Origin of the sequence: Acetobacter sp. DsW_54, from assembly GCF_002153575.1 — a bacterium.
GTDB classification, from domain to species: Bacteria; Pseudomonadota; Alphaproteobacteria; order Acetobacterales; family Acetobacteraceae; genus Acetobacter; species Acetobacter fabarum.
Window position 1 is genome coordinate 65,450 of the sequence record NZ_JOPD01000033.1, and the last position, 13,096, is coordinate 78,545.

General features: G+C 59.8%; 10 protein-coding genes. 3 read left to right on the top strand and 7 right to left on the bottom strand.

Annotated elements, in window-relative coordinates; translation table 11 throughout:
* The first annotated feature begins 10 nt into the window (after positions 1 to 10).
* The 3 genes from HK20_RS11345 to HK20_RS11355 all read left to right on the top strand — a co-directional run bounded on the left by HK20_RS11345 (position 11) and on the right by HK20_RS11355 (position 4,745).
* Positions 11 to 1,795 carry an ABC transporter ATP-binding protein gene (locus tag HK20_RS11345; RefSeq protein ID WP_086647157.1) on the top strand — a complete coding sequence of 595 codons (1,785 nt, stop codon included), beginning with the start codon at positions 11 to 13 and terminating at the stop codon, positions 1,793 to 1,795.
* A 167-nt stretch (positions 1,796 to 1,962) separates the two neighbouring features.
* Positions 1,963 to 3,171, top strand: coding sequence for an HlyD family secretion protein (locus tag HK20_RS11350; protein ID WP_086647158.1), 1,209 nt, complete (start codon positions 1,963 to 1,965; stop codon positions 3,169 to 3,171).
* Complete coding sequence (locus HK20_RS11355; RefSeq protein ID WP_086647159.1) at positions 3,168 to 4,745, top strand: DHA2 family efflux MFS transporter permease subunit; 1,578 nt, start codon at positions 3,168 to 3,170, stop codon at positions 4,743 to 4,745. Before HK20_RS11350 ends, HK20_RS11355 begins: the two co-directional genes overlap by 4 nt.
* Positions 4,746 to 4,874: 129 nt before the next feature.
* Here the strand turns inward: HK20_RS11355 and HK20_RS11360 are convergent, their stop codons facing one another.
* From HK20_RS11360 to greA, 7 genes are all read right to left on the bottom strand, one after another.
* A complete protein-coding gene (locus HK20_RS11360; RefSeq protein WP_086647160.1) occupies positions 4,875 to 5,381 on the bottom strand; it encodes an RNA pyrophosphohydrolase in 507 nt (168 codons plus the stop codon).
* Positions 5,381 to 6,496, bottom strand: a complete 1,116-nt coding sequence (locus HK20_RS11365; protein ID WP_086647211.1) for a divergent polysaccharide deacetylase family protein — start codon at positions 6,494 to 6,496, stop codon at positions 5,381 to 5,383. Before HK20_RS11365 ends, HK20_RS11360 begins: the two co-directional genes overlap by 1 nt.
* A 26-nt stretch (positions 6,497 to 6,522) precedes the next feature.
* Positions 6,523 to 7,971, bottom strand: coding sequence for a S41 family peptidase (locus HK20_RS11370; protein ID WP_086647161.1), 1,449 nt, complete (start codon positions 7,969 to 7,971; stop codon positions 6,523 to 6,525).
* Between the two features lie 182 nt (positions 7,972 to 8,153).
* Positions 8,154 to 9,599 (bottom strand): murein hydrolase activator EnvC, encoded by a 1,446-nt coding sequence (locus HK20_RS11375; protein WP_086647162.1) that lies wholly within the window; start codon positions 9,597 to 9,599, stop codon positions 8,154 to 8,156.
* Positions 9,600 to 11,138 (bottom strand): 2,3-bisphosphoglycerate-independent phosphoglycerate mutase, encoded by a 1,539-nt coding sequence (gene gpmI, locus HK20_RS11380; RefSeq protein WP_198943923.1) that lies wholly within the window; start codon positions 11,136 to 11,138, stop codon positions 9,600 to 9,602.
* A 170-nt stretch (positions 11,139 to 11,308) separates the two neighbouring features.
* On the bottom strand, positions 11,309 to 12,505 hold the full coding sequence (locus tag HK20_RS11385) for a threonine ammonia-lyase (RefSeq protein WP_086647164.1): 1,197 nt from the start codon (positions 12,503 to 12,505) through the stop codon (positions 11,309 to 11,311).
* A gap of 1 nt (position 12,506) precedes the next feature.
* A complete protein-coding gene (gene greA / locus HK20_RS11390; protein ID WP_025827198.1) occupies positions 12,507 to 12,980 on the bottom strand; it encodes a transcription elongation factor GreA in 474 nt (157 codons plus the stop codon).
* Positions 12,981 to 13,096 lie beyond the last annotated feature (116 nt).

The window sequence follows — 13,096 nt, forward strand, 5'->3', positions numbered from 1 at the left end:
GAGACAGGGTATGACGTCCCAGCCCCATGCCACCCGGCCCGCACCCCGCCCGCATTTGCGCCCTGATGATACGCGCACCCTGCTCATGCGGCTGTGGCGAACCCAGATCAGCCGTTACCCCGCCCGGATAGTCACCGTTTTTGTATTTACGGTGCTTATGGCGGTGTTAACAGCGCTGTACCCGCTGGTTATCCAGCGTGCGCTGGATATGTTTGCCACGCGCGACCCGCGTATTCTGTCTCAGGTTCCGTTGCTGGTGGTGGCAATTACGCTGGCAAAGGCTCTTGCCCAGTACGGGCAGACACTGGCAACCCATGGGCTGGTGCTGCTGGTGATCCGTGGCCTGCAGGGGCAGATGTTTGACCACCTGATCCAGACCGACATCGCCCATGTGGAGCGGGAGGCCCCGGCCAAGCTGGCTGCACGGTTTACAACGGATGCCGTTATTATCCGCGATGCCATGATCCGCGCCGTAAGCGGCATAGGGGACGTGGTTACGGTTGTGGGGCTGATTATCTCCATGGTGTACATGGACTGGGAGCTCAGCCTGATAGCAGCTGTGCTGTACCCCATAGCGGCTGTTCCCCTCCAGCGGCTGGGTAAACGGGTACGCCGCGCCTCCAGCGGCATGCAGGAACGGGTGGGGGAAACGGCTGCCTTTTTAACCGAAAGTTTTGCGCAGGCGCGCACGGTGCGTGTTTACAGGCTGGAGGAAAGCGAGGGCGCGCGGGCGGCTCTGTCGTTCAACCATCTGTATCAGGCCATGCTGCGGATTACCCGTGGCCGCGCAAGGGTGGAACCCATGCTGGAAACGCTGGGTGGTGTGGCCGTGGCCGCAGTGCTGGGCTTTGCTGGCTGGCGGGCTACCATGGGTGGGGCCACGCTGGGGGATTTTTCCGGCTTTGTGGCGGCTTTGCTGCTGGCCTCGCGCCCGCTGCGTGCCCTTGGTTCGCTTAATGCCGCCTTGCAGGAAGGGCTGGCCGGGCTGGTGCGCATATTTGCCGTGGTGGATGACCCACCAGCCGTGACTGACAGCCCGCAGGCCCGCCCGCTCCCCGCTGGTGGTGGGCACCTTGTGTTTGAGAACGTCCGCTTTGTTTATGCCGATGGCCGCGTGGGCCTTGAGCATTTAAGCTTTGATGCCCGGCCGGGTAGCACGGTTGCGCTGGTCGGCTCCTCTGGGGCGGGTAAGTCCACAGCATTGTCCCTTGTGCCCCGCCTGCATGATGTTTCTGGCGGTCGTATCCTGCTGGATGGAATGGACCTGCGGGATGTGCAGCTGGAAAGCCTGCGGAACAGCATGGCGTATGTTAGCCAGGACCCGCTGCTGTTTGACCTGTCTGTGCGCGATAATATCCTCATTGGTCGGCCGGGAGCTTCTGATGCGGAGGTCGCTGCTGCCGCACAGGCTGCGGCGGCGGAGCAGTTTATTCAGGCTCTGCCCAACGGGTATAATACGGTGGTCGGCCCGGGTGGGCAGCGCCTGTCGGGCGGGCAGCGGCAGCGGGTGGCACTTGCACGGGCCTTGCTGCGCAACCCCCGCCTGCTTTTGCTGGATGAAGCCACGAGTGCTCTGGATAGTGAGAACGAAGCACTGGTGCAGGATGCACTGGCCACGCTGCGCAAGGGGCGGACAACACTTATTGTAGCCCATCGCCTGTCCACCGTGCGCTCGGCGGACATGGTGGTGGTCATGAAGGATGGGTGTGCCGTGGAGTGCGGCACGCATGATGAACTGATGCAGCAGGATGGGCTTTATGCCCGTCTGGTGAGAACGCAGGGGCTGGACCGCTAGAAAACTGCTGGCGGTTTTGCTGGTATAAACGCAAATTATGGGCATGGGGGCCTATGTGGCGCTTGATGCAGGGATATGAACGTGGCACATACTGACCGAACTGGTCGGTCAGAGCATCTGACCGCAAAAATGCCGCGCAGGATGTGTTAGAGAGGGCAAGGAACAGAATGGCCGACGACCATAACGAGCAGTCTTTATCATCCCCCCCTGCGCCGGAGCAGAATAGTGCTGCGGAACAGCCATCGGCCGATAAGCCGCAGGCCAAAAAGAGCAGTCGGGGCAAGGTTATTCTTTCCGGCGTTATTGGCTGTCTGGTTGTGGCAGGCGGGCTATACTGGTTCATGACCCGTAATGAGGTGGAAACGGATGATGCCTTTACCGCAGGGCGCTCCATTACCATTGCACCGCATGTGGGTGGCTACGTAACCGAACTGCTGGTGAACGATAACCAGTTTGTGCGCAAAGGCCAGATTCTGGCCCGCATTGACCCGCGTGACTGGGTGGCGGAAAAAGACAAGGCTGCCGCGCAGCTGGCCAATGCACAGGCCGCCGCACAGGCGAGTGACATGATGCACCGCGTGGCGCTGCTGGAATTCCCCGGTAAGCTGTTGCAGGCGCAGGGCCAACTGGCCGATGCCAAGGCGCAGCTTTTCAAGGCGGAAACAGACTACCGCCGCCAGCATGGTGTGGAACGTGCCGCAACGTCCCAGCAGGATATAGATTATGCCAAGGCTGCGCTGGAAGCAGCACAGGCACGGGTTATGGCATCCGAAGGTGCGGTGCAGATGGCCCAGCCCGTCCAGCCGAATATTGAAAACGCAGCCGTGCAGATTTCACAGCAGGAAGCGCAGGTCAAGGCCGCGCAGGCCAATCTGGTTTCTGCCGCGCTGAACGTGGAATGGACCGTTATCCGCGCCCCGCATGACGGCTGGATTTCCCAGCGTAACATCGAGCAGGGCAACTACGTCCGTCAGGGCCAGAGCCTGTTTGCCATTGTGGAGCCCGAAGTCTGGGTTGTCGCCAACTACAAGGAAACGCAGATCACCAGAATGCGCCCCGGCCAGAAGGTGGACATCCGGGTGGATGCTTACCCCAGCCTTAAGCTGCATGGGCATATTGATTCGCTGCAAAAAGGCACAGGGGCGACTTTTAGCGCCTTCCCGCCCGAAAATGCGACCGGCAACTACGTCAAGATCGTGCAGCGTGTGCCTGTTAAAATCCTGATTGATGATGGCCTGAACCCCGACCAGCCGCTGGCCCTTGGCCTGTCGGTTGAACCAACGGTGCACGTGGATACGCAGGGCCATTCCGATGCCCCTCCGTCCGATGCGCCTTCCAGCGCAGGCGTGGGTAACGGCGGGCAGACCGCTCCATGAGTGCACAGGCAGGGGCTGTGTCGGCCGGGTGGAAGCCAAAGCATAATCCATGGACCGTTGCGTTTGTGGTGACCATGGCAGCGTTCATGGAGATTCTGGACACCACCATTGTCAACGTGTCCCTGCCGCATATCGCGGGTAGTCTTTCCAGCACGTATGATGATTCAACGTGGACGCTCACCGCCTATCTGGTGGCCAATGGCATTGTGCTCACCATTTCGGGCTGGTTGGGAAAAGTGTTTGGCCGCAAACGCTATTTTCTTATCTGTATTGTCATGTTCACGGTCTCCTCCTTCCTGTGTGGTATGGCGACCAGTCTGGGTGAGCTGGTTGTGTTCCGGCTTATGCAAGGGTTTTTTGGTGGCGGGCTACAGCCCAACCAGCAATCCATTATTCTGGACAGCTTCCCCCCCGCCAAACGCGCGGCAGCCTTTGGGCTAACCGCCATTGCCGCGGTTGTGGGGCCGGTTATTGGCCCAACCCTTGGGGGCTGGATTACCGATAACTTCTCATGGCGATGGATCTTTTTCATCAACGTGCCATTCGGGTTTTTGACCACCGTAGGGGTCATGGCCGTGGTGGAAGACCCGCCATGGGCACAAAAGCAGAAAGCCCCGGTGGATGTTATTGGCATCAGCCTGATTACTCTGGGCTTTAGCTGCCTTGAGGTCATGGTGGACCGTGGGGAGGATGCAGACTGGTTTGGCTCCACCTTTATCCGCATTATGGGTGTGCTGGCTTTTCTGGGCCTGACAGGCGCTGTTTTCTGGCTGTTGCGTACCGATAAACCCGCTGTGGACCTGCGTGTTTTCAAGGACCGCAATTTTGCCGTGGGTACGGCCCTTATGGGGGCCATGGGGGCGTTGCTCTATGCTTCGGCCATTGTGGTGCCGCAGTTTGCCCAGCAGGTTATGGGGTACACGGCAACCTTGTCCGGTCTGCTGCTTTCCCCCGGTGGTATTGCCGTTATCGTGCTTATTCCCGTGGTGGGTAAGCTGATGACACTGACCAGCGTGCGCAACGTGATTGCCATAGGCTTTACGCTTATGGGGGTATCGTTGTTCTATTCAGCCCAGTTGCTGCCATTGCTGGATTTCAAACACCTCATGCTGTACCGCATGAGCCAGACGGCATGCCTGGCTTTTCTGTTTGTGCCGCTTTCCACCATTGCATATTCCACTATTCCCGAACGGCTGAACCCGGATGCTTCGGCCCTGTTCAGTATGGCGCGTAACGTGTTGGGGTCTTTGGCTATTTCCGGCGCAACAGCCATGCTGACCGAGCGCAAACAGGCGCATCAGTCCTATATGGTGCATTGGATGACGCCGTTTCATCAGCCGTTCAATGAGTATCAGGAACAGGTGCGGCAGGCCGCCATAGCGCGTGGCGCGCCAGAGGGGCTGGCCGATGCCGCGGCACAACATACCCTGTTTCAGGAATTTTCGCGTCAGGTGGCCATGTTGTCTTATAATGAGGTCTTCATGATTCTGGGTATTGGCGCATTTTTGTGTGTGCCACTCTGCTTTTTGCTTTCCCCCCTTCGGGGCGATGGAAAAGCCAAGGGTGCGCACTAACGCCCATAGCGTGTAAGACCAGCATTAAAAAAGCCATTGTTTGGGAATGTTTTATTCCAGACCAATGGCTTTTTTGTTTTTGGGGCGTTCAGCTCTGCTCAAAGGTGCAGAGAATGCAAAGCTTATGGTTCAGCCTGCCACGGCGTAGCGGGCAAAATCCCTGACCAGTTGTTCGTAAATCGGCTTTTTAAAACCGACTGAACAGTTGGGCAAAGTTTGCAGGTCAATCCACATCCATGCATCAAATTCGGCAGGCAGGTGGCTGTCCAGCTGAATGTCGGCTTCGGTGCCGGTAAAGCGCAGGGCAAACCACTTCTGGGTCTGGCCACGGTAGCGCCCGCCAAGGGTATGGCCAATGAGTGCGGCTGGCAGGTCGTAGGCAATCCATTCCGGGTGTTCGGCCAGAATATGGACGTGGCTTGTGCCTAGCTCTTCCCCGACTTCACGCAGGACAGCGGTGCGGGGGGCTTCCCCTTCATCTATCCCGCCTTGTGGGCATTGCCATGTTCCCTGCGAAAGCGGACCACCTGCACCGGGCATGTCGGTCCTGCGGGCAATAAGCACCTGACCTTCGGCATTAAAAATCAGTGCCCCGACATTGGGGCGGTAGGGCAGGGTGTTTGGGTCAACAGGCATTAGTGGCTGCCTCCCATCATGCGGGGGGCCGGGTTGGTCAGGTTGACGTGCATCTGGCCATTGCTGGCAGGCTGGGGCAGGCTGGCCGGGTCCGGGGGCTGGATCAGCTGGCTGACAGGTACCAGCGTTATGCCCACATCCTTGAGGTGGGGCAGCCATGCCCGCAGGCAGGCCAGAGCAACAGGGCGCAGGGGGCCAAGCACACCAATGGCACGCCCGTTCTGGCGGGCAAGCTGCTGGAGTTTAAGCAACTGGATGTCGATATTCACAATGTCTTCGTCGGTGTTGATGCTTACATCTGCCGTGCCGACTGCATTGCTGCTTTCAATACGGGTATCGGGGCTTGCGTTCAGGTAAAGCAGGCCGCGCTGGTCCAGAGCTGAGAGAATGGATTTGAACCCGCTGGAATTGGGGAACCCACCACCATTCTGCCCGTCAAAGGCATTGGTAACCCCGACATAGCCCGCCAGATGGGACAAAGACCAGTTCAGGTTTTCCATGTTCTGCTGGGCAGAAAGTAGAACACCCAATGCTTTGGGGCCTTCGCTGTCGGCCGCGGCATCCTTGCCTGCATCGGCTGTTTTTGCAGCATCCCCTTGCATGGGGAGCGAGAGCAGCAGTTCATGCTGGTGCTGGCGGGCTGCCTCCATAATGGCATCCGGGTCCGCCACATAAGGGGAGACGGCAAGGGATACCTGACCGGGCAGGGCGGCAATGGCTTCTTTTGTCAGGTCTTCAGACTGGCCAACACCATCTACCAGCAGGGCCACCATTGGGGTGCCGGGGGGCACGTCCACTGTGGGGGCTGCGTAAACCTGCCGTGGCAGGGCACCATGTGGCCCCCGCTTGGGCAGGGGAAAGCCGCCCGGTCCAGCGCTCTTGTCCAGCAGCCCGGCCTGCGGAGGAGGAATGTTGACAAGGTGGGCACCAGTGCCGGTTTTGTTGCTCGGTTCTGCCACGGTATCAATATCGTCCCCACCGGCAATCAGGTGGGGTGGTCCCATCATCTGGAGGGCCAGAGCCAGGACAGCCGTCGTAGCAAAAGCCCCCCCCCAAAAGCGGATGAACAACCGGCCATTGGCCGGCAGTTGCTGCCATAAGGGGGGTGTCTGCATGACCACTGCCTTGTACCTGCTACGCGTTAGTTATGGGCTGAACAGTCGGTTTTGGCCGCTGGCTTGACCGGGGGCAGGGATGCCGTGGGGTCGGGGGCTGGCAGGCCAGCCATGGAGCGTACAACACGCAGGCCTTCCTGTAGCTGGAAGTCTGTGTTGGGCTTGTTGTATTCAAACTCCGGCCAGTTGGCGGGTGGCTGGTCGGGAATGATCTTGGCAATGGCGGGCAGGTCCGTACGGGGCTGCGCCTTGGTCTGGTTGCCACCCTGATTTTTAAGGATATGCTCAAGATCCGCTTCGCGCAGGCTGAAGGCGGGGTCTTCTCGCGTTTCCTTGACCACAATATCAGGCGTAATGCCCAGTGCCTGAATGGAGCGGCCCGAAGGCGTGTAGTAACGCGCGGTGGTCAGGCGCACGGCCCCGTTGCCGGGAATGGGAATAATGGACTGCACGGAGCCCTTGCCAAAGGTGCGTGTGCCAATAAGCACGGCGCGGTGGTGGTCTTGCAGTGCGCCGGACACAATTTCCGATGCGGAGGCCGAGCCACCGTTGATCAACACCACCATGGGCAGGCCGTCCGTAATATCCGTACCATGCGCATCCCAGCGCTGGCTGTCCTTGGCGTGGCGCGCACGGGTGGAAACAATCTCGCCCGAGCGGATAAAGCTGGAGGAAACCTCTACCGCCTGATCAAGCAGGCCGCCGGGGTCGTTCCGCAGGTCCAGCACCAGACCGCCAAGCTTGCCACCGGCCTGCTGCTTGAGGGTGTTGTAGCCCTTGAGCAGCTCTTTTTCCGTGGTTTCATTAAACTGGGCGATGCGCAGGTAGCCAATCCGGTCGTACAGAGCGGATTTAACCACGTCGATATGAATGATCTCGCGCGTCAGGGTAACCGTAATGGGCTTGGGTGTTTTTTCACGCACAAGGGTCAGGGTGATTTTGGTATTGGCCTTGCCGCGCATTTTTTTAACCGCTTCATCCAGCGGTGTGCCGTCTATGGTGTGGCCATCTACGGCAATAATGTAGTCGCCCGGTTTGATCCCGGCGCGAAAGCCCGGTGTGCCATCAATGGGGGATACAACGCGGATGTGGCCGTCCTGCTGCTGGAGTTCCAGCCCAAGGCCGCCAAACTCGCCCTTCATCTGCACCATCATGTCATCATACTGCTTCTGGGTCATGTATGAGCTATGGGGGTCCAGACCGCTGAGCATGCCGTTCAGGGCGTTGGTGATCAGGTCCCGGTCGGAAACAGGCTCAACATAATCCGCCCGCACAAGGTCCAGCACCGTGCCAAACAGGGTCAGCAGGCGGTAGGTTTCCGCATGGTTGGTGGTGGGGGAGGCGTCCGGGGTGGTGCTTTCCGCCTGAGCAGGTGTGCTCAGGAACCCAGCGCCATTGTGGTATCCGGGGTGAAAAGTCAGGGCAAGGCCGGTCATGGCTGCGGCGCCGAGCATCAGACCTGTGCGGAACTTCATGCGATCTTGTCTCCTGTCGCAGGGCTTTGCCCGTGCGCTTGTTCTTCCTGTCTTTTCAAATGCGCGCACCAACCATGGTCGGGTGCGTTGCGCGCCGTGCCGGAGCATGGCGGCATATTGCGCAAGACTAGCGTGTTCCGCAACAGAGGGAAACAGCCTGAGCGTGCAACCCGCCTCTCTCTTTACAGAAACGGAGCGGGGTTGACGGTTTTTTGTCCGTTACGCAGCTGAATGAAAAGTGTGGCGGAACTGCCTGCGGCACTCATGTGTCCCACGGGTGCGCCTTTTGTCAAACTCTGTGCCGTGTCCACACTCAGCTCGGAAAGTCCTGCCAGAACAAAGCGGTAATGCCGTCCGCAGTTTAAAATAACCATCTGCCCGTAGCTGCGGAATGCCCCGGCAAAGTCCACGCTGCCAGAACAGGGGGCCCGTACACTTGCCCCCGGTGGGGTGCGGTACGTCATGCCGGTTGTGGGGCCGGAATCGCTGGCAACCCCCCAGCCCGAAACCAGTTTGCCTGCCACAGGTTGTGAGCCCGTGCCTGTGCTGTGTTCAGCCAGACCCGGCCCCTGGTTCTGGCTGAGTGTAGCCTCCTGCTGGCGGGCGGCCCGTACCCGCTCGGCCTGATGTGCCTGCTCGGCGGCGGCAATTTCGCGCTGTAGGGCGGCGCGGGCGGTATCTTCCAGCGCGTCCAGCCGGGCAATCGCATCCTGCAGGCTGGAGGCGCGCTGGGTTGCAGCAAGCAGTTGCTGTGCGGTGTTTTGCGCCAGTTTGCTGGCCTGTTGCTGGGTGATGCGGGCACGGGCAGCCTGCTGGCGTACGGTATCACGCTGCTGGCGCTGGTTCTGCTTTAGCCCCGCAAGGGTTGCGTACTGGGCGGAAAGGTCCGCATCCACAGCACTCAGGCGCGCCTGCTGGGTGCGCATGCCCTGTGCCTGCACCTCCATCTGACGAGATAACCCCCGCAGGATCAAGAACCCGGTTACGGCCTCCCCCTGTGGTACAGGGGCTGCGAGCAGGGTATCGGATGGGTAAAGGGATAAGCGTTCAGCCAATGGCAGAATGGGGGCAAGGGCCTGTGCGCTGGTGCGCAGGGCGTTTTGCAGGTTCCGTTGTTCATCCCGGATTGCGTTAATGCGCTCGCTCAGGTCGGAGATCTGCTGTTCCGTATCATGCAACTGGCTGGTTGCGGCCACGGTTGCCGCAGACAGGGCGAGTGCCTGATTTCTGGCCTGCATGGCCGCTGCCTGTGCGGCTTCGTTTTTAAGGCGTGACGCCTCTATGGCTTCTGCCTGTCGTTTTTTTTCCTGCTCCATGGCCAGATGCTGCGCGCGGGCGGCTTCTACCGCCGCCTGTGCCTGCAAAACGGAATGTCCCACCTTGCCGTGGGCTGGGGGGCGCGTATTGGGCAGCGTATCCGGGGTTGGTGTGCCCTGTTGGCTGGCATGCTTTTTTTTGTGCGCGCTGGTGGCGCCGGCCTGCCGGGCATGGTGTGTGTGCTCGGCCCCCCAGACTGCCTGTAGGGGGCAGAGCAGGCCCACCCCCAGCAGCAATGCTGCCCCGACCAGTGTACCACCTGTTTTGGTAGAGGGGCCTGTGGCGTAAAAAAATGGCCGGGGGGTGCTCATTCAGTGCGCAAGCAGGGACTGGCCTGTCATTTCGGCGGGTTTGGGCAGGTTGAGGGCATCAAGCAGGGTCGGGGCCAGATCAGCCAGTTTGCCGCCATCATGCAGTTTTGTTGCGCTGGCACCAGCAACAATAAAGGGCACAAGGTTAAGCGTATGGGCTGTGTGCGGGCCGCCTGTCTGCGGGTCTTTCATGGTTTCGCAGTTCCCGTGGTCGGCTGTTACCAGCAGGATTCCGTGTTCTTCCTCCAGCGCGCGGGCAATGCGGCCCAGACCGGTATCCACGGCTTCCACGGCGGTAATGGCCGCGGCCAGCACCCCGGTATGGCCCACCATGTCCGGGTTGGCAAAGTTGAGCACGATCAGGTCGTATTCCCGGCTTTTAATGGCGGCTACGGCCTTGTCGGTCAGTTCTGGTGCTGACATTTCGGGTTGCAGGTCGTAGGTGGCCACTTTGGGGGAAGGCAGCAGAATACGGTCCTCGCCTTCAAACAGTTTTTCGCGGCCACCATTCATGAAGTAGGTGACGTGGGGGTATTTTTCCGTCTCCGCCATACGGAGCTGGCGGAGCCCTGCCTGCGCGACTACTTCGCCCAGCAGGTTGGTCAGTTCTTCCGGCGGGAATAGGACGGTCATGCGCCCCGCCAGTGCATCGCTGTAGTGGGTCATGGCCAGAGCTGCGGCAAAATGCACCGTTTTGCTGCGGGCAAAGCCTGCAAAATCCGGCTCCAGCAACGTATCCATCAACTGGCGGATACGGTCTGCCCGGAAGTTGAAGGACAGAATACCATCCCCATCCTGCATGCCCGCATAGCCAGCCAGCACGGTGGGGAGAATGAATTCGTCCGACACATCCTGCGCATAGGCTGCATCTACAACGTCTTCTGGCGTATTGGCCTGCAGGCCGGTGGCGCTGACCAGAGCGTTGTAGGCTTTTTCCACCCGGTCCCAGCGTTTGTCGCGGTCCATGGCGTAATAGCGGCCCGATATGGTGGCAAGCTGCACACTGGCAGGCAAAGCCGCGCGGAGCTGTTGCAGGTAGGTGTGTGCCGAGCGGGGGGCTGTATCGCGGCCATCGGTAAACAGGTGCAGGGCTACGGGTACGCCTGCGTCACTGACAATACGGGCAAGGGCTGCGGCGTGGTCCTGATGGGAATGGACCCCACCGTTGGAAATCAGCCCCATAAGGTGGCAGGTGCCACCGGTTTTTTTGAGCGTGGCAATAAAATCAGTCAAAACCGGGCTGTGCGCCAAGGACCCGTCTTCAATGGCGGTAAAAATACGCGGCAGTTCCTGCATGACCACCCGGCCTGCGCCAATATTGAGGTGCCCGACTTCCGAATTGCCCATCTGCCCCGCAGGTAGGCCTACGTCCTCCCCGCTTGTGCGCAGGAAGCTGTGCGGGTTGGCCTGCCACAACTGGTCAAAGTTGGGTGTTCTGGCCAGTTGCACCGCATTGTCTGACGAGTCTTCGCGCCAGCCAAATCCGTCAAGAATGACCAGCATGGCAGTGCGCTTGGGGGGCTGCGGGGTGGATGGCATGGTGTGGGACCTCATTTTTATGTTTTTTTTGGTTCTGCATGAATAATGCCACCAAAACGCGGGGAAGATAAAGAGGTCGCGCACAGGGTAGGCGGGTGGATACAAAAACGGGGTGGTGGAACTGCTTCCACCACCCCGTTCAGGCTTTATTCCAAAGTGCAATAAAGCCTTCAGGCCCTGCGTACGATGTAGGTGCGTTCCAGCGCCTTGGTAATAAGGGCTGCGTGTTCGGGATCACGCGCTTCTATCATCACCTCAAGCTGGGCAGCCTGCACAGAGGGGGCGGCAAAAAGCCTCTGGTGCGAGACTTCTATAATATTGCCACCAGCTTCCCCGATGGTTTTGGAAATATCGGCCAGCACGCCCGGGCGGTCGGGAATTTCCATAACCAGCCGCAGGATGCGCCCGTCGCGCAGCATGGCGCGCAGGAGGGTGTTGGCCAGAATGCGGCTGTCAATGTTCCCGCCAGAGATGGGAAGAGCCACCTTTTTACCCCGGAACAGGTCGGGGTAGGTCAGCACGGCGGCAAGAGCAGCGGCTCCGGCCCCTTCGCTCACCTGTTTTGCACCTTCGGCCAGCAGGGTAATGGCGTTTTCAATCGCACATTCGGAAACAACCAGAACCTTGTCCACCTGCTTGCGAATGACCACATCCGTCTGCTTGCCAATCTGGAGTACGGCAATGCCTTCGGCAATGGTGGAACCACCATTGGGGTGTGTGGCCGGGCCGGGGAAAGCCGCAAGGGAATCGTACGATTCAACCTGCACGCCAATCAGCTCCATGTTCGGGCGCAGTGCGCGCGCGGCAATGGAGCAGCCCGCCAGCAGGCCGCCACCCCCAATGGGGGCTACCAGCATGTCCAGCTCGCCCGCATCTTCCAGCAGTTCCAGTGCGCAGGTGCCCTGACCTGCCATAACGGCGGCATCATCATACGGGTGCACAAAGGTCCGGCCTTCGCGCGCCTGCATGTCCTGTGCAAACATCAGGGCTTCGGCAAAGGTTTCACCTTCCAGTATCACGCGCGCACCCCAGTTGCGGGTGCGTACCACTTTGCCGGTGGGCGTGAACTTGGGCATGACAATAACTGCGTCAATGCCCAGCAGGCTGGCATGGCGGGCCACACCCTGTGCGTGGTTGCCAGCAGATACGGCAATAACACCGCGTGCGCGTTCCTCCGGGGTCAGCAGAGCCAGCTTGTTGGCGGCCCCGCGTTCCTTGAAGGAGCCAACGGCCTGAAGGTTTTCCAGCTTGAGCGTAATATCCGCCCCCGTTGCGCGGGAGAGCGCGTGGGAGGGCAGTGTTGGCGTGCGGATAACCTTGCCACGAATGCGCTCGGCCGCGGCGGTGACATCTTCGAGGGAGATCATGTCAGATAAATTTGACGGACAGGATTTCGTAAGTCCGGTCCCCGCCGGGAGCGGGCACGGAAACGGTGTCACCTTCCTGCTTGCCAATCAGGGATTTGGCGAGCGGGGAGGAAATGGAAATCTTGCTCTGTTTGATGTCCGCCTCGTGCAGGCCCACGATCTGGTAGGTGATTTCCTTGTCCGTATCTTCGTCAACAAGGCACACGGTCGCACCGAACTTGATATGACTGCCAGACAGGGAGGAAGGCTCGATCACCTCGGCGGTGGAGATCAGTTCTTCCAGTTCCTGAATACGCCCTTCAATAAAGGACTGGCGCTCGCGCGCGGCATGGTATTCAGCGTTTTCCGAAAGGTCGCCATGGCTGCGGGCTTCCGCAATGGCGCGGATAACAGCTGGGCGTTCTTCTGATCTCAGCTTGCGCAGCTCGTCTTCAAGCTGAAGCAGACCCTTGCCCGTCATTGGAGTTTTCTGCAAGACGTGTCCCCAGAATAAAAGCTGCCGGGCCTGCTGGCCCGGCGCAGTAGTTACACAATAATCGCGTCGGGTGACGCCTCACACTCGTGGGGTTTGGCCCGGCATGGAACGGATGG